Here is a 25,680-nt window from a genome sequence, read left to right as displayed (position 1 = left end):
GGGCGGCGCGCGCCGCGATGGCGGCGCGCACGGTGGCCTCGACCGCGGCGCGGCGCTGGCCCGTGAGCGGCCGGCGCGGGGCCCGCACGGTCTCGGTCGAGCCGATGGCGAGGGCCTCGGCGAGCTTGATGTTCTGGACCAGGTAGGTCGACACATCGAGGTCGAGCAGCGGGCGGAACCAGCGGTAGATCGCCAGCGCCTCGTCGTAGCGGCCGGCCTTCATCAGCCGGTAGATCGCCACCGTCTCCTCGGGGAAGGCGCAGACGAGGCCCGCGACCCAGCCGCAGGCGCCGACCGCCAGCGCCTCGAAGGCGAGGTTGTCGACGCCGGTGAGCACGGCGTAGCGGTCGCCGAGGCGGTTGATGATCTCGGTGGTGCGGCGGATGTCGTCGGAGGATTCCTTGATCGCCACGAAGCGGCTGTCGGCGGCGAGCTCCTCCATGATCTCGGGGGTCACGTCGACCCGGTAGGCCACGCGGTTGGAGTAGATCATCACCGGCAGGTCGCCGGCGGCCGCCACCGCCCGCAGGGTCTCGACCGTCTCGGCCGGATCGGTGTGGTAGATCGGGCTCGGCACCACCATCAGGCCGCTCGCCCCGGCCTTGGCCGCCTTGGCGGCCAGCGCGCAGGCCTCGCGGGTGCCGGCCTCGGAGACCGTCATCAGGACGGGCTTGCCCTGGGCGACCGCCTGGGCGCGCTGGAGCACCGCGATGCGCTCGTCCTGCGACAGCATCGGGCCCTCGCCCAGCGAGCCGCACACGATGATACCGTCGCAGCCCGCCTGCATCTGGAGGCCGAAGCAGCGCTCCATCTCGGCATGGTCGAGGCTGCCGTCGGCGTTGAACTTGGTCGTGACGGCGGGGGTGACACCGGTCCACATGGTCGTTGGTCCTTCGATGGGGGTGATGGGTCCGGGCCGACTTCGGGCGCAATCTCTCTGGTCCGCACACGCGTCGGCCCGGGCGTGGCGGCGGATCTCGGTGTCGGGCCCGTCGGCGACGGGCGCGGGATCGGGTCGGTGCGCTCTCGGGCCGAAGCGAAGGCCGGTTCGGTGGAAGAGAGCGCGTGGGAACCAGGGCTCTGGCCGGGCGTCAGGCGGCTTCGGCGGCGGCCTCCGTCTCCGGCGCGGGCCTGAGGGCGGGCCGCCGGGTCGCACGCTCGGCCCGGCGCCGGCGCAGATGCAGGAACTCGCCGACGACGCCGCGCCGGAAGAACGAGACGCAGACGATGAAGATCAGCCCGATCACCACCGTGACGAGGTCGCCGATGGTGGCGAGGTAGTTCTGCAGGCCCACCACCAAGGCGGCGCCGACCAGCGGCCCGAAGATGGTCCCGACGCCGCCGAGCAGGGTCATCAGCACCACCTCGGTCGAGGTGTGGAGCGAGACGTCGTTGAGGGAGACGAGCTGGAAGACGAGCGCCTTCAGCGCGCCGGCATAGCCCGCCACGCCCGCCGAGAGCACGAAGGCGAGGAGCTTGAAGCGGTCGGCGTCGTAGCCGAGCGAGACGGCCCGCGCCTCGTTGTCCCGCACCGCCTGCAGGATCTGGCCGAAGGGCGAGTGCACCACCCGGTCGACGAACAGGAAGCCCGCCGCGAACAGCGCCAGGGTCACGTAGTACATCGTCGTGTCGGAGGTGAGGTCGAGGCCGAACAGGCTGCCGCGGGGAATGCCCTGGAGCCCGTCCTCGCCGCCGGTCCAGCGGAACTGCACCGCCAGGAAGTAGACGATCTGCGAGAGCGCCAGCGTGATCATCGCGAAGTAGATGCCCCGCCGCCGGATCGCGAGGCCGCCGATGGCGAAGCCCACCAGCGCCGCCGCCGCGATGCCGGCCGCGAAGGCGGCGGGCATGCCGAGCGGGTGGCTGCCGAAGCGGATCATCAGCGCGCCGGTGACGTAGCCCGCGCTGCCGAGGAAGGCGGCGTGGGCGAAGGAGACGAGGCCGGTGAAGCCGAGCAGCAGGTTGAAGGCGCAGGCGAACAGCCCGTAGCACATCACCTTCATCACGAAGACCGGGTAGATCAGGCCCGGCACGAAGGGCACGGCGAGGGCCGCCGCGCAGAGCACGAGAAAGATCTTGAAGGTGGTCGACATGGCCCCTCCCCTCAGGCTTCGCGGCCGAACAGCCCGGCCGGGCGCACGAGCAGGGCGATCGCCATGATCACGAACACCACCACGGTCGAGGCCTCCGGGTAGACCACCTTGGTCAGGCCCTCGATCAGCCCGAGGGCCAGGCCGGTCATCATCGCGCCGAGGATCGAGCCGAGGCCGCCGATCACCACCACGGCGAAGACGATGTTGAGGAGGTTGCCGCCCATCAGCGGCGTCACCTGCATGATCGGCGCGGCGAGCACCCCCGCGATGCCGGCGAGCGCCACCCCGAAGCCGTAGGTCAGCGTGATCATCACCGGCACGTTGATGCCGAAGGCCTGGAGCAGGCGCGGATTCTCGGTGCCGGCGCGGAGATACGCGCCGAGCTTGGTCCGCTCGAACAGGTACCAGGTCGCGAAGCAGATCAGCAGCGAGGCGGCGACGACGAAGATCCGGTATTTCGGCAGCAGCATGAAGCCGATATCGACCGGGCCCTGCAGGATCTCCGGCGGCTCGTAGCCCTGGCCCGAGACGCCGAAGGCGTAGCGGAAGGCCCCCTCCATCACCAGCGCCACCCCGAAGGTCAGGAGCAGGCCGTAGAGGTGGTCGAGGTGGTAGAGCCGGCGCAGCAGGGTGCGCTCGATGCCCATGCCGAACAGCGCGACGCAGAGCGGGGCCAGGACCAGCGCGACCCAGAAGTTGATCTGGAAGTCCGGATAGCCGAGCCAGGGGCCCACTTGCGTCAGGCCGATCCAGGCCAGGAAGGCGGCCATCATGAACTGCGCCCCGTGGGTGAAGTTGATGATGTTCAAGAGCCCGAAGATGATCGCGAGCCCCATGCTGAGCATGGCGTAGAAGCAGCCGCCGATGAGGCCGATCGTGAGCTGGGCCATGAAGGCCTGGAGGGTGATGTCCGTCATGGGGTCACCGGCGGGTTGGGATGGGCGGGATCTCCCTCCCCTCACGGATCTCGGACCTGTCCGAGATCCGCTTGCCCGTGCCCAAGTCGGGCAGGCCCGACTTGGGATGGGGGAGGGTGGCCCCCGAAGGGGGGCGGGAGAGGGGTGCGTCGGTGGAGAACAGGGCTCGGCATCGACGTTGCGACAACGTCTGAGACTGGGTTCCCCTCTCCCGCCTCGCATCCGCGAGGCACCCTCCCCCCACCCAAGCCGGGCCTGCCCGACTTGGGCAGAGGTTGGCGGATCTCGGGCAAGCCCGAGATCCGTGGGGGGGAGGGTCGGGCGCTCAACCCTTGGCGTTGAGCGGGCAGGCGTCGGAGGGCTTCGGGAACACGTCCTCGCCCTTCAGCACGGCGCGGACGTTGTAGAAGTCCCAGTCGCGCTTCGATTCCGCCGGCTTCTTCACCTGCAGGAGCAGCATGTCGTGGACGAGGGCGCCGTCGGCGCGCAGATGCCCGTTGCGGATCACCGCGTCGTCGATGGTCATGGTGCGGAGCTTGGCCATCACCGCGCCGGCCTCGTCGGTGCCTGCCGCCTGGATCGCCTTCAGGTAGTTCAGGGCGGCCGAGTAGACCGCCGCCTGCGAGGCGCTCGGCATGCGCTTCATCTTGGCGAAGTACTTTTCCGCGAAGGCGCGCGAGCGGTCGTCGTAGTCCCAGTAGAAGGCCTCGGTCAGGTACATGTCCTGGGCCTTGGCGAGGCCTAAGCTCTTCACGTCGGTGATGTAGGTCAGCAGCGGGGCGATCACCTGCTTGTCGCTGCGCCCGATGCCGTACTCGGCCGCCTGCTTCACGGCGTTGATCGTGTCGCTGCCGGCATTGGCCAGCGCGATCACCTGGGCGCCGCTGCCTTGAGCCTTCAGCATGAACGAGGAGAAATCGCCGCCCGGAAAGGGGTGGCGCGAGACGCCGAGCACCTTGCCGCCCTCGGCCTCGACCACGGCGGAGGCGTCCTTCTCCAGGGAATGGCCGAAGGTGTAGTCGGCGGTGACGAAGTACCAGCTCTTGCGGCCGGTCTTGAGCAGCGCCTTGGCCGTGCCGGCGGCGAGCGCGTAGGTGTTGACCATCCACTGCGCGTTGAGGGCCGAGCACTTCTCGTTGATCGCCGCCATGGCGACGCCGGCCGAGAGCATCGTCACGCGGTTCTTCTGCTTGGCGATCTCCATCACGGCGAGCGCCGTCGAGGAGGTCGGGAAGTCGGCGATCATGTCGACCTTGCCCTGGTCGAACCATTCGCGGGCGAGGTTGGCCGCGATGTCGGGCTTGTTCTGGTGGTCGGCGGCGACGAGCTCGATGGGCGCGCCCAGCACCTTGCCGCCCATCTCGTCGATGGCGATCTGCGCGGCCACCGCGGAGCCCCGCCCGGTGAAGTCGGAATAGATGCCCGACAGGTCGTTCAGGATGCCGATCTTGACGACGCCGTCGCTGACCGCGTCGGCGGCGAGCGCCGCGCCGGTGAACGACGCGATCGACGCGCCGAGCACGCACCCGATGAACCGTGACCGCATGACCCCGCCTCCTTCGTCCTGATGACCTGAATCCTGAAGACAGCCTTCAGACGCCGAGCAGGCGTCCGACCTCGGCCTCGCGCGCCGCCACCTCGCCGGCCGCGATCTCCGCCGCCACGCGCCCGTGCTCGATCACGTAGTGGCGGTCGGCGAGGTGGCGGGCGAAATGGAAGTTCTGCTCGACCAGCACGATGGTGAAGCCGCGGCTCTTGAGGAGCGCGACCGCGCGGCCGAGCGCCTCGACGATGACGGGCGCGAGGCCTTCCGTGATCTCGTCGAGGAGCAGGATGCGCGCGCCCGTGGTCAGGATGCGGCCGAGCGCCAGCATCTGCTGCTCGCCGCCCGAGAGCCGGCCGCCGCCGCTATCGGCCCGCTCGGCGAGGTTGGGGAACATCGCCAGCACCTCGGCCACCGACATCCCGTCCGGCCCGAGCCGGGGTAGGAGCGTGAGGTTCTCCTGCGTCGTCAGCGAGCGGTAGATGCCGCGCTCCTCCGGGCAGTAGCCGAGGCCGAGCCTCGCGATCCTGTGCGTGCTGAGCCGGATCGTCTCCTGCCCGCGCACCCGGACCGAGCCGGCGCGGCGGTCGGTCAGGCCGAGGATCGCCTTCAGCGTGGTGCTGCGGCCGGCGCCGTTGCGGCCGAGCAGCGTCACGCACTCGCCCTCGCGGACGCTGAGATCGATCCCGTGCAGGACGTGGCTCTCGCCGTACCAGGCTTCGAGCCCGCGGATCTCCAGGACGGTGGCGGCGCCGGTCGCGGCGCCGGTCGTGGCCTCAGGCATGCCCGCCTCCGAGATAGGCCGACTTCACCGCCGGGTCCGCGGAGACCTCGGCATAGCTGCCCTGGGCCAGGATCTCGCCGCGCTGGAGCACGGTGATCGTGTCGCAGAGATCGGCCACCACCGACATGTTGTGCTCGACCATCAGGATGGTCCGGCCCACCGCGATCCGGCGGATCAGGCGCTTGATGCGGTCGACGTCGTCGATGGCCATGCCCTGGGTCGGCTCGTCGAGGAGCAGCAGCGGCGGGTCGAGGGCGAGCGTCGTGGCGATCTCGAGCGTCCGCTTGCGCCCGTAGGACAGGTCGGCCGCGTTCGCCTCCGCGTAGTCCGCGAGGCCGACATCGGCGAGGAGCGCCATCGCCTCGTCGTCGAGGACCGCGAGCGAGCGCACCGAGCGCCAGAACCGGTACTGGGTGCCGAGCCGCCGCTGCAGCGCGACCCGGACGTTGTCGCGCACGCTCATGTGCGGGAAGGTCGCCGAGATCTGGAACGAGCGCACGATGCCGCGCCGCGCGATCGCCGCCGAACTCTCGGCCGTGATGTCGAGGCCCTCATAGAGGATCCGGCCGCGCGTCGGCGCGTGAACCTTCGTCAACAGGTTGAAGAACGTGGTCTTTCCGGCCCCGTTCGGCCCGATCAGCGCATGGATCGCATGGCGCCGGACCTTGAGGTCGACGTCCCGCACGGCCGTGAAGCCGCCGAACGCCTTGGTCAGCCCCTCCGTCTCCAATGCGCAATCCGACATCGCCGCCCCGCCGAATCTCTGTTTTGTAGATTGTATAAAATCTGCGGACGGTCAAGCGGTCTGTGCGGTCGGAGGGCCCATGACGACCGCAGGCCCCGGCGCCTGTCCGATCGGATCGTGCGGGCTCCGGCCCGTCGATCCCGCTCTCGACCCCATTCCTGAGATGCCGACGCGTAGCGGAAGCCTCGAAGGAGTCCTCCAGGGATCTCGGCGCCGCCTGGAGCCTCCTTCGAGGCCGCTGACGCGGCACCTCAGGACGCGGTGGGGCGATGGGATGAGCGGAAATGGTGGGGTCGAGACCGGCCGCCCCCGCTCGAACGAAGTCTCAGGCAGCGTGGGCGCGCCGATAGATGGCGACGAGCGAGGTGCCGGCATGCGCGATGTGCGCCCGCAGCAGGTCGGCAGCCTCGGCGATCCGGCCGGCCTCGCAGAGCGCCACGATCTGCGTGTGCTCCTGGTCGGCCCGGGCCACGTCACCGGAGGCGGAGAGCTGCAGGCGGGTCGGGCGATCGCAATCCTGCAGCAGCCCGGAGATGATGCTGAGCGAGCGCGGCCGGCCGGCATGGCGCAGCAGGTCGAGATGGAAGCGCCGGTTCAGTTCGCCCCAGCGCTCGATCTGACCGGCTTCGAGGGCGGCGCCGTATTCCTGCGTCAGGCTGCGCAGAGCCCGGACATCCTCCTCGGAGAAGCGGGGCGCCGAGAGTTCCAGCAGCGGCGGCTCCAGCTGGACGCGGAGCTGGAAGATGTCCTCGACCTCCTCCACCGACAGGCCGGAGACGACGGCGCCGCGATGCGGCACGATCTTCACGAGGCCGGCCGCCTCGAGCTGGAGCAGGGCCTCCCGGATCGGGATCCGGCTGATGCCGAACTCCTCCGCGAGCGCATCCTGGCGCAGGGCGACGCCGGGCGCGACCTCTCCGTTGAGGATGCGCTGGCGCAGCGCGTCGGCGACTGCCGCGGATACGGTCTTGTGGCGCAACCGATCGGGCGCCGGTCTGGTGGGGGCCGCTGGGGGCATCGGTGCCTCGGATCGTTTCGTATATTTTATCCGGAGGGCCGGCGCGGATGCAATCACTGCCGGGCTCACGGTCTGTCGAGGAGGGCCGATCGCTACCGGATCTGTTCGGTTGTAAGATCGCATCGTCCCCTATAAAGAACGACGCCACAGGGCCTGGTGGTCAGGACGACTGGGCCGAAGGCACGCGCACAGAGAGGGCGACCCGATGTCGGATGGAAGAGCGGCCCGCACGATCGCCGCGACCAACGGTGTGGCGCAGGATACGGCCTTCGGCGCCGTCATCGCGCCGATCCATCTGTCGACCACCTACAAGTTCCCCGCCTTCGAGAAGCCCGGCCCCTACGACTATTCGCGCCTGGGCAACCCGACGCGCGACCAGCTCGCCGACACGATCGCCAAGCTCGAAGGCGGCGCCCGCGCCGTCATGGTGGCGAGCGGCATGGCCGCCCTCGACCTCGCGCTCTCGAGCCTGCGGCCCGGCGACCTTCTGGTCGCGCCGCACGATTGCTACGGCGGCACGCACCGCCTGCTCAGCCTGCGCAGCGCCCGCGGTCACTATCGCGTGGCGTTCATCGATCAGGGCGACGACGCGGCGCTCGCGGCCGCGCTCGCCGAGGGGCCCAAGGTGGTGCTCATCGAGACGCCGAGCAACCCGCTCATGCGGGTGGTGGACATCCGCCGCGTGACCAGCCTCGCCAAGGCCGCCGGCGCCCTCACGGTGGTGGACAACACCTTCCTGTCGCCCGCCCTGCAGCAGCCGCTCGCCCTCGGAGCCGATCTCGTCGTGCATTCCACGACGAAGTTCCTCAACGGCCATTCCGACGTCATCGGCGGGGCGGTCATCGCCGCCGACGCGGCGCTCGGCGAGGATCTCGCGGCCTGGGCGAACACGATCGGCGTCACGGGCTCGCCGCTGGACGCCTATCTCACCCTCCGGGGCGTCCGCACGCTCTTCGTGCGGGTGGAGCGCCAGCAGCGGACCGCCGCGGCGCTCGCCGCCTTCCTCGAGGCGCATCCGGCGGTCGCCCGCGTGCACTATCCCGGCCTGCCCTCCGATCCCGGTCATGCCCTCGCAAAGACGCAGCAAACCGGCTTCGGCGCTATGATCAGCTTCGCCTGTGTCGGCGGGCGCGAGGCAGTGCGTTGCATCGTTAACACCTTGCAGGTGTTCACGCTGGCCGAGTCACTCGGCGGTGTTGAGAGCCTGATAGCCCACCCCCCCACCATGACCCACGCGGCGATGGATCCCGAGGCAAGGACCAAGGCCGGCATCACGGACGGCTTGCTTCGCCTGTCTATCGGCCTTGAGGCGGAGGAGGATCTTTTGGCTGATCTGTCTCAGGCCCTTGAGGCTGCCGGGCGTCTCTGAACGAGTCTGTCATGCGATCACTAAGTCACTCACATCTGATTCAGCTCAGGGTGTGTGTAGCTGATTTGCTATTCGCGTATTATGCGATGTAATTCCTCAACGAAGTTTGTCCTGATTTCGGGGGCCGCCCGAGGGACCTCCTCAATCGAATTTAACTCGACTCTCTTAGAACATTGCCCTTGCGTGCTGCTGCTCTCAAAGAACTTTGACTTTGATGACAATCGGCCTCTGCAGCCCTCCTAGTCGCGCGCTCATGCGTTCGGCACGATAGCACAACGTAGGGCTCTCCTGCGCTCCGATGAGGGGCGGAGCTTGGGGAGTTGGCGGGCTCCCATGAGGCTGCACTCACGCCAGCGTAAGGCCATCTGAGTGCAAGGGGACGCCAGGGACGGATTGCGGCACCCAGGGCGACCGGTTTCGACACCGCCACGGCCCGAACTTGCTCGCTGCGCCGGATCGATCGGGGCCTCGACATCTCCCGACGAGCTGGGTCGGCTTCAACCACAACGTCGAACCTTGTCGCGCATCCGCGGCGGGACCGCAGGCTCCGCGACGTCGTCCGGGACGCGGCCCCATGACAATTCGTTCGCACTTCGCCGGCCTGGTTGAGCAACCCAACCGCCGGGATGGGGGCCGCGCAAGAATGATCGGAGAAGCCGGGCGTGCCCCCCACCCTCCGGCGGGATAAATTCTCTAGAAAGCCTGTCCTGATTTTGGCGTGCGCTGAAGGCGCGCTCTCAACAAAGTTTGTCTCGATTGCCAGAGAAGGCTGAACTTCGTGGGGTTTGTCGCGATCAGGCCAGCGCGTCGCGGCTGCACGGAGGGCGTGAACGGGGCCTTCCGAACGCCTCTGGCAGCCCCCGTCTGGCCCGCCTCCGGTGACGGACGGGATGCGCTGGGTCGAACGCGCCTCCACGAGCGTCCGCGAGCCCAGGAGCCAGGCGCGGAAGCGATCTGTCGGCCGCGCTCGGTCGGGACAGGAGCCGTGACTGACCCCGCTTCACGAACCCGAAAAGGCCGTCGTGCCTGCGCCTGCGGGGGCGGGAACCGGAACTGGGGCCAGAATCGACCGGCGGGCGGGATCGACTTCGGGTGAAGCTGCCATCCCGATGGCTCTCGCGGGCCCGCCCTATCGGTCCGCCCCACTTTGCTTCCGGCAAGGCTGCAAGGACAATGCCGACGTGGCGGATTCGCGACGGCCGGAGCCGCAGAGGAAGACAGCACGTGCGCGTACAACCTCTTGACCTGACGACCGACGGTGACCCGCACCCGATCAAGAGGCTTGCCCGCCTTGCGCTGCCCGAACCGCTCCGTGAGGCGGATGTCGCAGAGGATTTCGACCGTTGGATACGCGACAACGTCCCGAGCGAGAGGGACCGGATCGGCATGTTCGACCGGTTCGGAACACCGCCGCTGACGCAGCGCGAGCACGCCTTGTTCACGCTGCTGTCGATCCTGGCGATCGAGCACGGCGCCTGGCCGCTGGAAGAAGGATGCGGTCGGGCAATCCGGTGCCTGGAGGAGATCCAACGCCACTGGGCGCCCTCCGACCCAGTATCCTCATACCTTCGAGGGAAGGCCGCCGCGTTCGTCGCCCAAGGCTTTCGATGCGCGCGCGGCGAACCCGGGCGCCTGTTGTCGTTCCTGAACGGCGCGCCGCTCCGGGTCTGCGGGGACGGTACGGCGGCGCTGGCCTTCGGCGTGACCGCGCCGGTCAGCGACCTCATCTTCGATTTCAGGGACGACGCCTTTGCGCTCCACAGCCTGCGTTCCATGGTCGAAGGCGACCGAACCGCGTTCGACGCCGCCGTCCTCGCTCAAGCGGAAATCCTTGCTCCCGCGATCGAACGGGGGGTAGCCCGCCTCTTCGAGCGCTGCGCACCGCCCCCGGGAGACTACCTCGCCGCCTTCCGGGACGTTCTGTCCGACGAGAGGTGGCTCCCAACGCTGCTCGGGAAGCTTGAGGGCCGTGCCGACCTGCGGGACAGGGTTGGCGGCATGCCAGCCGCTGCGGAATGGCTGCGGGCCATCGCCGGCGCACGCGCCTGGAAAGCCAACGACATCCGGCGTCTCGTTCGGCTCGAACCGCTCTTCGAGGACGATCCAGAGGCCTTCATGGCGGCAATCGTCTCGGGTGTCCGCGCCTTGGAGGGCTCGGAGCCGGCAAGCGCGGTGTTCGCTGCCTTGAGCCTCCTGCACCTCGCGCGCCGGCGTCGCGCGGTCCGCTCGGAGTTGGCCGACGCCGAGCGAGAGGAGGCCTTCGTCTTGGCGCTACGGGATCTTCCGTCAGGGGAAATGATCGTCCGTTTGCACGCCCAGCTTGCCGACCTGCCCATGGATATCCCAGGCGCCCGCGCCGTGTGGCGCCATTTGGGCAACGCGGAGAAGGGCCTGTGGCAGTGGCGGATCCGAGCGGTCGTCGGCGACGACCGAGCCCTGCGGCGCGGCTTGGCCGAGTTCCTTCTCGCCTGGATGTCGCAGGACGTCTACCGCGACGTCGAGCGCCTGGTCGTCGATCTCTTGCCGCCCGCGCAGGAACTGGACGTCCTCCGCACGCTGGCCCAATCGTGCGACCGGCTCACCTCGCTGCGCGCGGGTTGCCTCGCCCGAGAGATGACCTTCGGCCTGCCGGACTGAACGGTCTCACCAACCGGGCGCAAACGGGTCGCCCGGACTTCCCGCCTCGTCGCGGCGGTGCGCGGCATGACGCCTGGACGGAAAGGACGAGACCCGTCCGTCCCCGTACCCCAGGCTGGCGGTCGCATCGATGAAGTCGCGGAGCGCGAGCCTTCCCGTCCGGTCGATGGCGATGATGTCGGCCGCCAAGGGTTGCCTGCGGTCGTCCGAGAGAGCCTCGGCGGCGGTCTCGGCGTCCGGGAAGAGACGCCCCAACGACAGGTCGCGGCCGGAGGACATGGCGATGCTGACGAACGACGCGAAATCCCACCCGGGCGAGCGCTCGCCGCCATAGGCGTCGACCTGCCCGAAGGCCGGCGCCTGACCGTGGGCCCAGACATCGTGGAACACCTCGGTCGCCGGCATGACGGTCGTGATGAAGGCCCCCTTCCTCGCCCAGGCCGGGTAGAAGAGGTACCAGCCCATCCCGGTCGAGAGGAACGTGTCGAGCTGCCGTCCCTCGTTCCTCCCGACGTCGGTCAAGCCCGTCGCGGTCGCGTTCTTGGCTTGGAAGAGGACGATCCGGTACATCGGGCGCCCGAGGACGTGCACGCCGGCGACGACCGCGAGGTCCGCCGCGAGAAGATCCCGGCCCTCCAGCATGGAGGCGGTGCCGAGGTCGAGCGTGTATGTTTCCGGCAGGCCGGCTCCCGCCTCGTCCATGGCCGGGATCACACGGTGCTCGACCGCGCTTTGGATGTAATGGAGCACCGCTTCCGTCTTGAGCGGCTCGGGCTTGCAGCGTCCGCGACGGAGGGCGACTTCCAAGCCGTACTGCAGGGCCGTGAACAGAATGGCCTGAACCGGGTCGGCCCAGTATCTGGGCGACATCGCGAGCAGCTGTGCGACGAGATGGTGCCGCCCTTCCTCCGCGGCTCGATCCGGATCGAACGCTCCCGCCCCGAGGCCGAGCGTCGGGGCAAGTTGACGCCAGCCGACGCCACGCGACGTCACTTCGCCGGTCGATGCCATCGCTCCCAGGCCTCGCCGGGTGTCCTCGGCCAGGCTCGGCCGGACGCCACCGGCGTACAACCGCTCCAGGGCTGCCAGGAGGACGCCCCGCTGCCGCGGGCTCAACCTCGCGGGTAGGGATGCGATGCCGGCGAGCTTCCCAAGGGCGACCGTGGTGCGCAGGCGGCCGAATGCCCGGATGACCGGGTGGTCGGTTTGCCATGCGTCTGATTTGTCCCAGTCGTGGAAATCGGCAGCCATCGCGTCGCTCTCAGTGAGGCGCGAGGGGATAGCCGACCCGGTCCCTGCGGGCCAGGGATTGCCGCGCAACTTCCCCGAGGGATGCCCCGAGGCGTCGGCTCCCAAGGGCGGGCATCCCGTCGGTCCGCGGTGACCATCAAGCCCTGCGCGGGCTCCATGGCGGCGCGCTCGCACGATGGAGTGCGCCCTGTTTGGATAGGTGACGAGCCGGTGCACGTGGCCATCCTCGCCCGGCACTCGACAGCGAGAGAAGCTCGACGCTGTCCCGTTCGCCGAACCGGGTCACCTCGGCTGGCACATCAGCGTCGCGCAGCTCACCCCTGAAAGTGCGCGCGTGCCGATGCCGCAACCGGCCGATCGGGCGGTCGTCGCGGAAAGGGCTCATGCCCGCACTCGACCCACCTCATCGGGCGGTGTCAGGCGCCGGCGTCGCCGCCCGGATGCCCGACCATGCACCCGGCGCACCAGACCGAATTCCTCTCGGCAAGCGAGCCTCGCTATGCGCATCCACGGCGCGCCAACTCGCCGCGGTAGCCGCCGGCATATTGGCCCTTGCCATCCGGCCTGCAGCGGCTCCGAACATCGCTCCTTCGCTGTGTCGGCAGAAGGCTCCCGGTCGGGGTGCTGACCGACACTCCCAGACGCCGCTCCATCCCCGCACGCGGGCCCCCTGCCTGTTGCCCACTGGCATTGTACGGGGCACCCCCTTGCGCGAGGGCCGACGCGTAAAGAGCGGCGCTCGCAGCAGCGGCAAACAGGATCGTTTTCATATTCACCTCCGCAATCGACGATGGGGCGCGTACGTCTCGCCGTTTTCTTTGGATTTCGTCCCGCGGATCGCGGTGGTTACACGTCCGCGGATGTCCATGGCTTGTGACCGCGCGTGGCGTCCGATGCCGTGGGCGTTCCGCCGCTCCCGAGCGAGGCGGAGCGATGATGCCGGACGAAGCGACGGTAGCGGTCGATCAGCCCGGCCCTTGGCTTCGCCCCCCGTCCGCGCCTTCGCCACCACGGTGGCGGCTCTACGATCGCCAGGCCAGCGCTCTCGCCCACTGGGCGGGGCTCGCCGCCCGGGGCTTGGAACGGCCGATCCGGCGTGGGCCGGCGGGCCAAGCTATCGCGAAAGCTTGTCCCGATTTCCGGCCTCGCCGAAGGAACGCTCTCAACACAATTTGTCCTGACTTCCCGGGAAGCCTGTCCTTCGAGCGAGCCCGGCTGCCGGACCATGTCTGGGCGTGGCCCGCGGACGGGCGACGCTCGATGGGCGTGGACGTCCTATCAGCTCCGGCGCCGCCCCTTCCCGGGAGGGCCGACCCGGACGGCCTGCCGTGACCGGCCCCGCTCGGCGCCCGCCCCGAGGTCCGCCCCGGAGCCCGGCGAAGGGCCCGCCTGCCGTCGGCTCTTCCGCCTCATCCGCCGGCGTCGCGGCACTTCGCGCCGTGCCGCCGAGATCGGCCTCGACACCACCTCGCTCAGGGGCCGCCCGACGCTCCGGGCGCCTCGCCGCCCGGAGCGCGCCGCCCCGGAAAACGGTCCCGCGGGCCCGAGCGATCACGGCGTCGGCAGGTCACCCCGCCGCGTTCCGGCCCCAGAGGTGCTCGGCCGCCGCGTCCGATTCGGGCTTGGAGCAGAACTCGCAGTGCGGATCGCGCGCCCGCCGCAGCCGGCGCCGCCCGATGGGGGCCTTCCAGGGATCGACGGCCCAATAGTTGGTCGCCGCCGCCCCCGCGTTCGAGCGCAGAAGTTCGACCACCAGCAAGGCGCCGGCCATGCTCGACACGAACGCGAACGGGGCGAGCACCTGCCTGCCTTCCGGTGTCAGCAGTGTCTGTGCGGCGCAGAGCTGCTTGAAGAGGCTGTCATAGGCCGTGCCCACGATCCCCGCGGGATCGATCTGGGGATGGGCCCGATGGATCCGCCCGGCGGCCTCGGCCGAGATGAAACCCTCCCTGACCGCGGCGAGGTCGACGCCCAGCCCATCCGCGATCGAGCGCTCCCGCGCGTGCTCGTCGGGAACGTGACGGTAGATGCAGGCCATGCAGGCATCCTGCGTGGGCTGCCGGTGCGAGTGCACGACGACGCCGCGCACGTCGGTCGTGGACGCGTCGAGGACCCGGCCCGGAAGCTCCTTCTGGATCCCGCGCCGCGCGCGCCTGCTGTCGACCGTGACGATGGCCGTGGCGGGCGGCCCCGCGGATTTGCAATAGGCCGAGAAGTCCTGGACGAGTGGTTCGAACGCGAGCTCGGGGAAGTCGGCCGCGGCGCGCTCGGCGAGCGCGACGGCCTTGTCGCGGCCGACATCCTCGTCGCCCAGGTAGAGGCAGCGGTTGGGATTGCCTGAGCCTACCGTTTTCGGGTCGACGATGCGGAGGCGGCCGACGGCGCGCAGGTGGCGCAGGGCGCGAACGAAGCCGTGGGCCACGGCGCCGGCGCCGACGAGCACGGCGTCCGAGAGATCGACGGTCGTCGCGAGCGCCGCGTCCGGCACGCCGAGCTGGTCGAAGTCCAGCCGGAGCGGGTAGGCGACGGCCGGAAGTGCCGGGTCGTCGAGCAGCATCCGCAGGGTCGCGGCGGCCGCCGGGCATGCGGCGACGGCGGCCAGCAGGGGATGGGGCGGCGGGCCGCCCGTCCGCCCGACGGGGCGGACATCGACGGTGGCGCCGCCGGCGTCGATGGCGGCGTGCAGCCGGGGCAGGTCCGTCCGCGCGGCCGCCTCGCCGATGACGAGTTCGAGCTGCGCCTCCTCGGCCGGCGAGGTCACCACGCCGACGGTCCGCGCGAGCAGGGCCGCCACTTCCGCCGCCCAGGCGGCGTCCGCGCCGCCGGGAGGAGCGGTGACCAGAACCGCCCGGTTGAGGCGCTCGGACGCGTCGTCCTCGTCGCTTCCGAGGATGGCGGCCAGCATCCGGGCGTTCTCTTGGGCGGGCGTGATCATGGCGTCACCTCGATGCGGATGCGCTCGCCCGGCCGGCGCACATGCTCCCACAGTCCAGCGTCCGAGAGCTCGTAGACCATCGCCTCCTCCAGGAAGGTCCCGGGCGTCGCCGTCGCGGCGAAGCGCGGCAGCACCAGGGAGAGGGCCCCGCGATGCCGGACGATGGCCCAGGCGTCGTCCGCCTCGGAATGGAACGCCCTGCCCGGATGGGTATGGACCTGGGCGACGATCTTGAGACGGTGGGCGCGAAGGTGCCCCATCAGCGCGCGCATGCTCGCGGGCGGCAGGTGGAAGTAGTCCTCGGCGGTGGCCTGCTCGGGTTCGTAGACCTCCTGCACGGGCGTCGGCGCCGCCGAGGCCGAGCGCGCGAGCCAGAGCACGGCGCGCTCCTCGCCGCGCCGCCCCCCGACGCGGAGGCGGTCGAGGGTTTCCGCGAGGATGGCGGCGGTGCAAGCGACGGCTGTCATCCGACCGCCCTCTTCCAGCAGCGCCAGATCTGGTCGAGGATGCCGAGCAGATCCAGGCCGGACTGGCCGCGGTAACCGTCCCACCGCTCGCCGACATGGCTGAAGTGGGTGTGGTACTCGCGCGTTCCGCGCATGCAGACGAACATGCGGCCGGTCACGGGATGGGGACTGGGGTGGAAGATGCCGCCGGCCCCGGGGGGAGCCTGCGAGAGGTGTTGCCCGGCGGCGTCGAGCAGTTCGACCGACGGGGGGAGGTCGTCCCAATCGACGCAGGTGAAACGGAGCCTCAGGGGCGCGGCGGTCGGATGCCCGAGGATCACGTCGAGCACGGGATACTCCGCCTGAAGGACCGTCCAGTTGCGGTGGGCCGCGGTTCGGGAATCGAGGCGGCGCACGTCGCGCTCGAACGCGGCCCGGGAGAGCAGCTCAAGCACGGGCGCCCCCACCGCCCTCGCGGGGCCCCCACTCGATCTCGACCTCGCCGGAGAGCCCGTTCCCGGCAAAGGAGGCGGACGGATCGATGTCGCGGTTGCCGACGGTCGTGATCCACGTCGCGGTGTCGCCGAGCTCCAGCTTGCGCGCGGCGCGGACCAGCACGTCCGCGACCGGCGTCGTCGCGGGAACCCGCACCGCCCCCTCGGCCGGGAAAACGCCGCTCGTGGTGAACACGGTCACCAGCACGAAGTCCGGCCGTTGCGCGCGCCGCGAGACGATGTGCTCGACGCCGCGAGTCTCGAACGACACCGCGCCGCCGGGCCGCAGGATCTTGTCGGGCTCGTCCTCGCGCTCCAGCACGAGGTCGTGGCCTGCCGGGACGTGCAGGATGGCGAGGAGCTCGTCGACCTCGATCCGGCCGTCACCCCAGACCTGGCCGACCTCGTCCACCGTGAAGGAGAAGCTGCGGTCGCTGCGGAAGCCGCGAAACGCGCCGCCTTCCTCGGCGACGAGGTCGACCTTGTCGTCCGTGCCCACGAGGTGGGTGCGGCCGCCCCGGACCAGGATGAGCTGGTGCTCGCTCGCGGGCAAGAGGCCGGCCCTGGTGAGGACCTCACGCCCGGTGACCTCGCCGTCGTCGAAGCGAACCGGGGTGCCGTTCACCGGGAACACGAAGCTGCGGGCCCGCGCGTTATCCATAACCTTCATCCTCGTCTCCACCTGCTGGCGCGCGCCGACGTTCCCGTACACACTCTTGACGGACGACGGCCTTGGACTAAAAGACGCTTTCAGTCTCGGCTGGGACTGTATGTATCTGGACTAGGTCGGCCGTCAAGTCCGATTCTGGACCAGGGAGGGGTTGATGACGAATTCTGCCCACGGCGCCCGGAACGAGGCTGGGTCGTCGCGGCTCCCTGTGGAGCTCGAAGCGTTCTTCGCGATGGCCGACAGGTGGCACCTGAGCGCCGACGAGCAGATCGCGCTTCTCGGTTCGCCGGCGCGGTCGACGTTTTTCAAGTGGAAGAAGGAAGGGGGCAGCATCCCGCCGGACACGACGGAGCGGGTGTCTCACCTTCTCTCGATCTGGAAGGCGCTGCGCATCCTGTTTACCGTAGACGAGCGTGGGGACGAGTGGATCAGGGCGCCGAACGAGTATTTCGATGGGGCGAGCGCGCTCGACGTCATGCTCTCGGGGAAATTCGCGGACTTGTACAAGGTCCGCATCTACCTGGATGCTCAGCGTGGCGGCTGAAGATTTTTCCCTGACGACGTGGAAGGGTGACGCGTTCCGCTTGATCCCGTCCCGGTTTCCGCCCGTGTCCGTCTATGACGGGCTCGTGGCCGACGGCAGGGTCGAGGCCCTCGTCGCGGTCGAGGACATCACGAACCCGCGCCTCCGCTCGATTGACCGCCTCGCGCGGCTCCGACCCGGGGTCCCGGCCGATGCCCCGAGGCTGCAGAACTGGAACCACGCGCCCTTCGCCTACGGCAACCCGGAGGGCAGCCGCTTCTTCGATCACCTGAGGCCGTGCCTGGAACTGGCTGCGGACCGCCAGACCGCGCTCGCCGTGTCGGTGGCGCGTCGCGAGAGGTTTCTCGCCCGGACCCGTGAGGCGCCCATCGGCCTCGACATGCGCATGCTGCGGACGCCGGCCGAGGGACGCTTCGTGGACCTTCGCCACGTCCCGGCCGATCTCGACGCGAAGGCGTGCCGCGAGATCGGCGCCCGCGTATCCTCCGAGGCCGACGGGGTTCTCTACCACCCTCCCGAGCGCTCAAGCGCGACGTGCCTGGCCGTGCTCAGGGCAAGCGTGCTCGGCCGCTCGATCCAGACGGTGCACTACCGGTACGTCTGGACCGGCCGCCGCATCGCCCTCCTCTACGCGTTCGACGACGAGGGGCGCGAGGTCAGGCCAGAGACCCTGGGCGGCGAGGAGGACGTGCTCGCCGCCTGAGCTCCGCCGCGCCTCAGCGCAGCTCGCCTGCCGCCCAACCGTCCAGGCGGACGAACTCGTGGAACGTGCAGCCGCGAGCCTGGCAGACGACGCTCGGCAGGACCCGGCCCTCCGCCGTGACCGTGTGGTCCTTCAGCACGAGCGCGTGACCCTGCGAGCAGGTCATCTCGGCCTTGAAGCGCCTCACCGTCGACGGGTGGCAGGCCTTCCAGTGCAGCGGCGGCGGCCTGTCCCCACCGCCGTAGCGGCGGATCGTGACCTGTCGGTGCCGCGGTTCAACGGGACGTTCGGTTCGAGGCGCGTCGCCCGAACGGCCAAGCCAGAGACGGCGCAGGAGGGATCGGAGCCAGTCAAACATGCGGTGTCACCAACATCCACAAGGGCCGTGATTTCGCGAGCGTATGCCGTGCCCTGAGACCGGCCGAACGGTCGGGCACGCCGTCATTACACCATGCCGGCGCCCCCGACATCGTGAGGAGCCTGAACGCGGCGCAAGCTGGGGGCCATCGGTCCATCGCCGACAAGCAGGAGAGCCGGCGCTGGGGGGCCGAGCCCGTTCCCCGGCTGTAGGAGCACAATGGGACGGACTTCGGCGCAGGACGCTTCCCGCGACGAGACCTCAAGCACGGGAGGGCTTCGGCGAGTATTGGGCCGGTCCCGCGATCTTGCAGCACGCTGCTGCGAAATTGCCTTGGGCCGCCATCCTCTTGCGTCTCTCGGGTTCCCGGGCGGCGGCCGCCGCGTCGCAGGACCCGGGCGCCCGGTGCGCCCGCCGCGGGCTCTCGGATGGGGCAGCCCCGCACGGTCCGCTCACGTATCCCGCCGCCGAGGCGCAACCTCCGTTAGAGCGGGCGCGCATGCGTCCTGGGAATGCGGCGCCGGAGGTCCCGCGGTACATCCTCCCGGGACCACACCGTCGTGACCTTACGGCCGGCGGTCGCGAAAACCGGCTTGATGCCGGCCCGGTCGAGGGCTTCCCGCACCCACCGAATGCCGGATCCGATGTCCCTGGCGAGGGCCCCCGTGGTTGCGTACTCGCTCTCGAAGGCCGCCAACGCATCCTCCGGGACGAGGATCTCCCCGCATGCGGTCGCGGTCCCGGTCAGCAGGCCTTGCCGGACGATCAGGCCGACGACGTCGGACGGCACCGTGATGCGCCGGCCGACCTCTGCGAGGGTGAGGCCGCCGCCCCCGCGGGACCGGCGCGCGGCCCTGATGTCCTCCGGGTCGAGGAGGAACCCCGCGAGGCCGGGCGCGTCCCGCAGGACCGCCCTGACCCGGAGCTGTCCGGCCAAGATCATGGCGCAGGTGCCGCGCACGCCGTCGACCTTGCCGTGCTGGCTGGCGCGCGCGAGCGGCAGGAGGCCGGCGGGAGCGGCCTCGACGGTCGGCGCTGGGCCGCGGAGTCGGGCCAGCACGGCGTCGATGGCACCCCGGTCGAATACCTCGGCCTTGATGCCGGCGCGACGATGGATCTCGGCTGGCGGGACGATGCGGGCGGCCACCAGCATCCTGGCCTGTCGCTTGGCCAGCCCGAGCGCGGCGGGCAGGTCGTCCGCGCGGACCGCACGGTCGAGGAGCGCGCGGATCTCGGCGGCGGTCTCGCGGGTGATGCCGATGGGCGTGCCCCGCTTGGTCCGTTCCGGCCACGCACCCAGGGCCTTGACGTAGCCGGCGACGAACTCCGGCCGGCGCCCGCACTGGGCCGCGATCTCGGCGAGGCTGACCAGGGGGACATCGGCATGCCGGATCACCACCGAGGTCTTGTGGACCGGACCCCGTGCCGCGTGATGCGCGAAGAGGATCGCCCGCACCGCGTCACCGCTCCCTCCCGCCGGCAGTCGCTTCGCCCACAGGTACAGGTAGCCATAGACCTGTTCGGCGCCCCAGGCCCCGAGGCCGACATGGTCGGCTCCGGCCATCCCGTCGAGCAGGGCCTCGAAGGCGCGCGGCCAGTCCCGCGCGATGGCGAGGCCGGCCGAAAGCACCTCGGGATGGCGTTCCGCCGGAAACTTCGACAAGGCCCCGTCGGCGCCCCCGTGCCGGGCGACGCCCAGCCGCTCCATGGCGTCGCAAGCCTCTGCGAGCGTCAGCCCGTCGAGAATGGGGACCTCCGTCCTCGGCATGCCGCCGAGGCGGCCGACCACGTAGGCGTCCGCCAGGGTCGTGCCGGGCGCGACCTCGACGCCCTCGCAGGCCAGCAGGGGGTGGCCGTTCCTGCACCGGGTCAGCGAGCCGGCTTCCCAGGTGACGTCCACGCCGCAGGTCGGGCAAGCCGCGGCCAGCAGGACGTGATGCACCGGGCAGGTGCGGACGGCAGCCACGTCCCACCAGAAGCGCCGGTGAACGTTCCAATGGGCGTGACGTCCGGACCGCGGCCGGCGGAGGTCGTCGTCCCAGCAGCGCGGGCACCAGCGACGCGCGTTCGTCGTCCAGTCGTCCCGGTGGATCTCCTCGCCGGCGATCACGACCCTCCGCTTGGTGACCTCCGCCGGGGTCCATCGCAGGAAGGGCTCACCGTCACGGCCGAGCCGGTCCGCGAGGGGCTTGGCGGCGCGCCCCTGCAGGATGTCGCTCAAGGCATGGCCGGCGCTCCTCAGGCGTTCCCGGCTCCACGGCTCGCCATTGACGTCGAAGGCGCGCAGCAGGTGCGCCGCTGCGGATTCGCCCTCGACGACGGGCGGGATGATGGTCAGTCGCACCGACGTCCTCCTACGCGTCGTCCGGGTCGATGTCCGCTTGCGCGGTTCCCATCAGTCGGGTGAGCTTGTCGAACTCGATCTCCTTCAGCTTCGGGCAGGTCGAGATGTCGGGCACCCTGAACGGGTTCCGGTGAGGGCCGAGCTCGAAGATCTCGTCGAAGACGAATGCTAGGTGGTCGAGTTGGCTGATGCTCGGCGCGCCGCTTCGGATGGCGCGGAAGGCCGCCTTCTTGACGAGGTGCATCATCCGGCCGGTGTATCCCGCCGATGCCTTGAGCATGCGCTGGACCATGTCGTGCTCGGACAGGCCGGAGGGGGCCGGGAAGCCGAGCCGCGGCTCGATCAGCTCCAGGAACTTCGTCGCCTTCTTCACACAGGCCGCCGAGTGGCCGAGTGGCCTGATGGGCATGAAGATGCAGCGTCGGAGCAACTGGAAGTCCTCCTTGAGCACCCGCCTCAGCCACGGCATGCCGGAGAGCACGAGCGAGATGGGGCGCATCTCCGCCCCCGGCGGCCGCAGGGGGTCGTTCGGGTCCGGGAGGACGAGGTTCTTCAGCGTCTCGACCAAGGCCCGCCGCTCGTCGCCGGTGCGCCCGCGGAGGGCGTGGTGGAATTCATCGACCATGACGACCGACACGAGTTGGGCGTGCATCTGGTGGCGGACCCTGCGCCAGATGTCGTGCTCCTTCAGGGTGGCGCTGAGTTCCAGATCGGTCAGGGCGACGTACAGCGCGAGCCCCAGCGTCTTCAGGGTGCAGGGGCTGGGCGCCTTGATGAACACCAGCGGGCGCACGGGGCCGACCTCGTCACGGAACGGCACCAGGGACGGGCGCATCTGCAGCCGGGCGAGCAGATGCGACTTCCCGGCCCCGGAAGGAGCCGGAACGACAAGGCACTGGCCCTCGACGTCGTCGGCGAGGTCGGCCAGCATCTGGTCGAAGCGCGCGACCGCCTTGACGACGACGTCCGTGTTCACGTGGATCGTGTTCACGCGTCTCTTCCAGGCGCGCCGCTCCAGATCCTGGGGGCTCAGACGGGTGGCGAACCGCTCCCGGCGCGCGGGAACGGCCTCCTGCGGGGCGAGGACCGTGACGTCGGGGCGGAAGATGTCCGCTTCGTGGGCTTGCAGCATGCGATGGTCCTCACTCGGCAGTCCAGTTATCGGGATCGTCTGCATCGAACCCGATGTCGTCGGCCGCCGCCGCCGGCATGGTCGCCGCCGGCACGGTCGCCGCCGCGGTGACGGGCGGTGATCGTGCCGGCTGGGCGGCGACCGAGTCGTCCTGCGCCGCGCGGACCGGGCGCCCGCCGGTCTTGCGGCCCCCCTGCCCGATGCGGGGCGCAGGCGCCGCCTGGCCGTCGGCCGCGGCCGACGGCGCGGCCTTCCTCGGGCGCCGGGTCCGCAGCCGCTCGGCCTCGTGGGCGTTCTCGTCAGCGACGTCCCAGGCCACCTCGAACATCGGGTCGTCCGCGTGCTCGCGGAACCAGTCGACGTCGGTGCTGGCCAACCGCTGCGGCTTGACGCCGGCCTTGCGGCATTCGGCGCGAAGCAGCTCCATCGCGCGGACGAGGGTCGCGCGTGCGACGCGCTGGCCCTCCAGCGTCATGCGACGCGCCGTCCGGACCACGTCGCGCCACTCGGCAAGGGAGGTGCCGTCCGCCAAGGCGTCGTCGCAGGGAACCCTGATCCACCCGGCCTCCTCGTCCACCAGGACGAGGAGGTGGCCGAGATCGGACGCATCGACCTTGACGAGGAACTCCTCGCCGAAGTGGAAGCCTTTCCTGCGGCGGACGCCCTTCAGCTCGTCCGACTGGAAGGTGAGCCCGAGGAAGGTGATCCCGTGCCGCTGGATGGTCCTCGGGACCACGAGCGCGATGAGCGGGTCGAGGTCGTCGGCCGACGGCGGCAGGCGCGTGCCGTAGCCGATCAGGTCCTGCCAGCGCTGCAGGGGCGTGCGTCCCAGCAGCCCGCCATGCTTGCGGTTGTGATAGATGTCGACGACCCAGATCGTGAAGAATTCGATGAGCTGGGCGAGGGTCAGGGCGGCTTGCCCGACGCTGTCGTAGTCGCCCCGCTCGCGCACGTCCCGGAAGGTCCGGCCCGGCAGGTAGGCGCAGAAGTCGCGCGCGATCGTGCCGAGGGCCCGCTCGACCTTGCCCTTCAGGTGGGGCTTGCGCCGGGGCATGTAGCGAAGCTCGAACCGCAGCTGCCCGGCGGCCGCCTTCATCGAGCGGGAGTGGAATTCCCGTCCGTTGTCGAGCTTGACCACCTCCGGCACGCCGAACACGGGCCAGGACGTCTCGACGCGGACGCGGGTCAGGTCCTTCGGCAGCACCGCCATGCGCAGGCAATGCATCACCGAGGTCCAGGAGGGGCGCTCTTCGCTGAGATGGAACCCGACGATCATCCGGGTGGCCGCACAGATGGCGACCGTGAGCCAGACGCGCTTGGTGCGCTTGTCCTTCCGACGCCGGTTCCGCGCCGGGGTGCCGTCGCCTTCCAGAACCAGCACGTCGAGCGGCGTGTGGTCGATCTCGACGATTTCGAGCGGCCGCGTCGCCTGAGGAGCCTTCTTGACGTGCCGGAAGGCCTGCTCCGCCTCCGCGGGGCCCTGGCGGTGATAGATCTCGTCGAACCGACTGACGTTCGCCTTCACCCAGCGCCGGATGGTCATGGCGTCGGGCACATCGAGGGGCACGGCGCGCGTCTTGTTCTCGCGCTCGACCCGGCCCTGGATGAACAGGATGACGTGGCTGAGGGGGGGGCCGTTCCGGATGAGCCAGTCCTCGCGCACCCGCTCGGCGAGGATCACCTCGACTTCCGGGTCGAGGCGGAAACCCGCCCGCCCCTTCTGGTCGTGCAACGGGATCAGCGCCGCGAGGGCCCTGCCCCCCTTGCGCCAGCGCCCGTACCAACCCTTCAGCGAGGACCCGCTCACCCGTTCGAGCGGCACGTCGTCGGGATGGGAGCCCTCGTTCTCGATGACCCGTTGCCGACGCTCCGCCGCGACGAGCTTCGCGATCTCGGCGTAGCCCTTCAGGACCTTCTTGTGGGTCCGCTCGGCGAAGCACCGGTCGCAGGCCTGCATGTAGTCGAGGCGCATCAGCGCCGCGTCCTGCTGGCGGACATCGAACGTGTCGATGGTGCGGAGGAGGTTGTCCTGGACGCCTTGGGGCAGGCCCGCGGTCGTGTCCTCCACCAGTTGAAGGCGCCTCGGCTCGCCGAAGTAGAGGTCGGCCAGCTCGGCATGGCTCTTCGTGACCGAGACCGGCCTCGCCCCGAGCGTGCGCAGGGTGACGCCGCTCGCGTCGCGCGAGAGCACCTTGTGGTAGACGCCCTCGACGATGACGAGGGCGCCCTCCTGCAGGCGGATCTGGCAAGCGCCCATGTTCAACGCCGCCCCCTCCCGGGCTCGGACACGCGCAGCCGCCCGCTGCGGCAAAGGTCCAGCATCGCGGCCTCGCTCAGGAAAAGCGTGACGGGATCGGGCCCGAGCCGGCGCAAGAGGACGCCGGCCGCGGCGCGCGCGATGGCGTGGGGGATCCCGTCGACGAGCGCGACCGCGCCGCGGTGCGTGCGGATCTGAGACCGATCTCCTGTCATGGGGCTACCTCCGGCTCGGGGAACGGCGGACAAGGGCGTGGTCGTCGAACGGTCGGCCGGGTTCGGTGAGCTCGGCTTCCCCGCGCGCGACCAGGGCGACGACGGCCCGGAAGGCGCGGGTCCCGAGGCCCGAGGCCGCTCGGAGCTCCCGGACGCGGGCCTCGCCGCCGAAGCGGTCCAGGACGACGCGGATGGTGTGCTGCTCCGCCTCGTCGACGACGAAGCTTCGCTCGCTCGCGACGAGCGCCGCGTTCGCGACCCGGAGCGCGTCGATCTCGACCTCGGTCCAGAGCTCGAAGCCGTGGTAGCCGGCCGCGATGGCGCCCGCCGCCAAGCGGGGCCGGATCTCGTCCCAGCCGAGCCTGATCACCCGCTTCAGCGGCTTGACCTCGACGCAGAGGCGCCGCCCGTCGTCGATCTCGACGGCGAAGTCCGGCGTGTAGGTGTGCCACCGGACGCCGTCGTGCCACCGGAACGGGACGGGCTCCTCCTGGTAGCGCAGGACGGCGTCGTCCTGCTCCAGGAGGAGGATGAAATCCCGCGCGAGGAGGCCCTCGTAGGCCACCATGCGGTGGCCCATGCCCGGCTTGCCGGAGGGGATCTCGCCCGTGATGCAGTCCCGCCGTCCGGTGACGATCCGGCGGGACGGATTCGGCTTGCCGACATGCCGGCTTCGCAGGGTCCGGGACATCAGGCCCCTGCCCCGGCGCCGGGCATCCGCGCGGGCGCGGCCGCCGCCCCCAGGCGGATTGGATACCGCGTCACCCCCTCCTGCCAGCGGTCCAGCGGGGTCCGCCCGTCCCGGCGCGAGCGGCCGAGGTCGTGCTGGCTGAGCCAATCCTGCACCGCGGCCATCAGGCCGTCGGCCGTCGCCACCGCGGCCCCGGTCGCGGCGAGCCATTGCCCCAGGCCCGCCGCCGGCGCGGCCCCGCCCGCGGAGGCCGCCGGGCCGAAGCGCAGCTCGATCCCGAGCGCCGCCGCGGACCGCAGGACCGATTCGCTGCGGAACCGGGGGGCGTGGTCGAGCAGGAGGGCGTCCGGGAGACCGAGGCAGAGGCGGGCGACGCCGAGCGGCTCCGGCGTGGCTGCGGCCGGCCGGGCACCGAAGAGCCCGAGGACGGCGTCGCCGTCGGGCTCCGTCGTGGGGGGGCTCCCCGCGACCGGCACGCCGCCGTAGGCGTCCCGCCCGGGCCGCCGGTGGGCGCGATCCGGGTCGAGTTCCGGC

At 70.4% G+C, this 25,680-nt stretch carries 22 protein-coding genes; 4 read left to right on the top strand and 18 right to left on the bottom strand.

Features of this window, described 5'->3' with window-relative positions; genetic code table 11:
• The 7 genes from MET9862_RS20685 to MET9862_RS20655 form a co-directional block, all read right to left on the bottom strand.
• The coding region (locus MET9862_RS20685) for a dihydrodipicolinate synthase family protein (RefSeq protein ID WP_142584752.1) at positions 1 to 880 on the bottom strand (880 nt) is incomplete at its 3' end.
• 211 nt (positions 881 to 1,091) lie between these two features.
• Positions 1,092 to 2,093, bottom strand: a complete 1,002-nt coding sequence (locus tag MET9862_RS20680) for a branched-chain amino acid ABC transporter permease (protein WP_142584751.1) — start codon at positions 2,091 to 2,093, stop codon at positions 1,092 to 1,094.
• A gap of 11 nt (positions 2,094 to 2,104) precedes the next feature.
• Entirely contained in the window at positions 2,105 to 3,010 is a 906-nt protein-coding gene (locus MET9862_RS20675; RefSeq protein WP_142584750.1) for a branched-chain amino acid ABC transporter permease, read from the bottom strand.
• Between the two features lie 325 nt (positions 3,011 to 3,335).
• Positions 3,336 to 4,556 (bottom strand): ABC transporter substrate-binding protein, encoded by a 1,221-nt coding sequence (locus tag MET9862_RS20670; RefSeq protein WP_142584749.1) that lies wholly within the window; start codon positions 4,554 to 4,556, stop codon positions 3,336 to 3,338.
• Between the two features lie 46 nt (positions 4,557 to 4,602).
• Positions 4,603 to 5,337 (bottom strand): ABC transporter ATP-binding protein, encoded by a 735-nt coding sequence (locus MET9862_RS20665; protein ID WP_142584748.1) that lies wholly within the window; start codon positions 5,335 to 5,337, stop codon positions 4,603 to 4,605.
• Positions 5,330 to 6,082, bottom strand: coding sequence for an ABC transporter ATP-binding protein (locus MET9862_RS20660; protein WP_142584747.1), 753 nt, complete (start codon positions 6,080 to 6,082; stop codon positions 5,330 to 5,332). Before MET9862_RS20660 ends, MET9862_RS20665 begins: the two co-directional genes overlap by 8 nt.
• A gap of 325 nt (positions 6,083 to 6,407) precedes the next feature.
• Positions 6,408 to 7,100, bottom strand: coding sequence for a GntR family transcriptional regulator (locus tag MET9862_RS20655; RefSeq protein WP_142584746.1), 693 nt, complete (start codon positions 7,098 to 7,100; stop codon positions 6,408 to 6,410).
• A 205-nt stretch (positions 7,101 to 7,305) separates the two neighbouring features.
• Between MET9862_RS20655 and metB the strand changes: the two genes are divergently transcribed.
• Together metB and MET9862_RS20645 are read left to right on the top strand one after the other, a co-directional pair.
• The gene (gene metB / locus MET9862_RS20650; protein WP_142584745.1) at positions 7,306 to 8,469 is read left to right on the top strand and encodes a cystathionine gamma-synthase; all 1,164 of its coding nucleotides are present in this window, start codon (positions 7,306 to 7,308) and stop codon (positions 8,467 to 8,469) included.
• Between the two features lie 1,224 nt (positions 8,470 to 9,693).
• Positions 9,694 to 11,106, top strand: a complete 1,413-nt coding sequence (locus MET9862_RS20645; RefSeq protein WP_066922167.1) for a hypothetical protein — start codon at positions 9,694 to 9,696, stop codon at positions 11,104 to 11,106.
• Positions 11,107 to 11,112: 6 nt separating this feature from the next.
• Here MET9862_RS20645 and MET9862_RS20640 read toward each other — a convergent pair whose 3' ends face one another.
• From MET9862_RS20640 to MET9862_RS20615, 5 genes are all read right to left on the bottom strand, one after another.
• The gene (locus MET9862_RS20640; RefSeq protein WP_066922165.1) at positions 11,113 to 12,357 is read right to left on the bottom strand and encodes a hypothetical protein; all 1,245 of its coding nucleotides are present in this window, start codon (positions 12,355 to 12,357) and stop codon (positions 11,113 to 11,115) included.
• 1,567 nt (positions 12,358 to 13,924) lie between these two features.
• The gene (locus MET9862_RS20630; protein ID WP_012753009.1) at positions 13,925 to 15,292 is read right to left on the bottom strand and encodes a ThiF family adenylyltransferase; all 1,368 of its coding nucleotides are present in this window, start codon (positions 15,290 to 15,292) and stop codon (positions 13,925 to 13,927) included.
• Positions 15,289 to 15,759, bottom strand: a complete 471-nt coding sequence (locus tag MET9862_RS20625; protein ID WP_009865918.1) for a Mov34/MPN/PAD-1 family protein — start codon at positions 15,757 to 15,759, stop codon at positions 15,289 to 15,291. Before MET9862_RS20625 ends, MET9862_RS20630 begins: the two co-directional genes overlap by 4 nt.
• Positions 15,756 to 16,193, bottom strand: a complete 438-nt coding sequence (locus tag MET9862_RS20620) for a putative metal-binding protein (RefSeq protein WP_043766874.1) — start codon at positions 16,191 to 16,193, stop codon at positions 15,756 to 15,758. The genes MET9862_RS20625 and MET9862_RS20620 overlap by 4 nt, the downstream gene beginning before the upstream one ends.
• Positions 16,186 to 16,902 carry a multiubiquitin domain-containing protein gene (locus MET9862_RS20615; RefSeq protein WP_142584743.1) on the bottom strand — a complete coding sequence of 239 codons (717 nt, stop codon included), beginning with the start codon at positions 16,900 to 16,902 and terminating at the stop codon, positions 16,186 to 16,188. The genes MET9862_RS20620 and MET9862_RS20615 overlap by 8 nt, the downstream gene beginning before the upstream one ends.
• Positions 16,903 to 17,056: 154 nt before the next feature.
• Here MET9862_RS20615 and MET9862_RS20610 point away from each other — a divergent pair, with 154 nt between their 5' ends.
• Together MET9862_RS20610 and MET9862_RS20605 are read left to right on the top strand one after the other, a co-directional pair.
• Positions 17,057 to 17,446 (top strand): MbcA/ParS/Xre antitoxin family protein, encoded by a 390-nt coding sequence (locus MET9862_RS20610; RefSeq protein ID WP_012753006.1) that lies wholly within the window; start codon positions 17,057 to 17,059, stop codon positions 17,444 to 17,446.
• A 64-nt stretch (positions 17,447 to 17,510) separates the two neighbouring features.
• Positions 17,511 to 18,149 (top strand): RES family NAD+ phosphorylase, encoded by a 639-nt coding sequence (locus MET9862_RS20605; protein ID WP_238231842.1) that lies wholly within the window; start codon positions 17,511 to 17,513, stop codon positions 18,147 to 18,149.
• 13 nt (positions 18,150 to 18,162) lie between these two features.
• On the opposite strand, the gene MET9862_RS20600 is transcribed toward MET9862_RS20605, so the two are convergent.
• The 6 genes from MET9862_RS20600 to MET9862_RS29545 form a co-directional block, all read right to left on the bottom strand.
• Complete coding sequence (locus MET9862_RS20600) at positions 18,163 to 18,507, bottom strand: hypothetical protein (protein WP_012753004.1); 345 nt, start codon at positions 18,505 to 18,507, stop codon at positions 18,163 to 18,165.
• 484 nt (positions 18,508 to 18,991) lie between these two features.
• Positions 18,992 to 20,851 (bottom strand): TniQ family protein, encoded by a 1,860-nt coding sequence (locus MET9862_RS20595; RefSeq protein ID WP_066923656.1) that lies wholly within the window; start codon positions 20,849 to 20,851, stop codon positions 18,992 to 18,994.
• Positions 20,852 to 20,861: 10 nt separating this feature from the next.
• The gene (locus MET9862_RS20590) at positions 20,862 to 21,983 is read right to left on the bottom strand and encodes an ATP-binding protein (RefSeq protein WP_066923658.1); all 1,122 of its coding nucleotides are present in this window, start codon (positions 21,981 to 21,983) and stop codon (positions 20,862 to 20,864) included.
• A gap of 10 nt (positions 21,984 to 21,993) precedes the next feature.
• Positions 21,994 to 24,240, bottom strand: a complete 2,247-nt coding sequence (locus MET9862_RS20585) for a TnsB C-terminal domain-containing protein (protein WP_244612818.1) — start codon at positions 24,238 to 24,240, stop codon at positions 21,994 to 21,996.
• Positions 24,241 to 24,459: 219 nt separating this feature from the next.
• A complete protein-coding gene (locus MET9862_RS20580) occupies positions 24,460 to 25,146 on the bottom strand; it encodes a TnsA endonuclease N-terminal domain-containing protein (protein WP_012752999.1) in 687 nt (228 codons plus the stop codon).
• A partial coding sequence (locus tag MET9862_RS29545; RefSeq protein ID WP_438616639.1) for a hypothetical protein occupies positions 25,146 to 25,680 on the bottom strand: 535 nt, incomplete at its 5' end. The genes MET9862_RS29545 and MET9862_RS20580, both read right to left, overlap by 1 nt.

The organism is Methylobacterium symbioticum (assembly GCF_902141845.1).
In the GTDB taxonomy this organism is placed as follows: domain Bacteria; phylum Pseudomonadota; class Alphaproteobacteria; order Rhizobiales; family Beijerinckiaceae; genus Methylobacterium; species Methylobacterium symbioticum.
The sequence above is the reverse complement of the archived record's forward strand: the minus strand, read 5'-3'. Positions and strand labels throughout refer to the sequence as shown.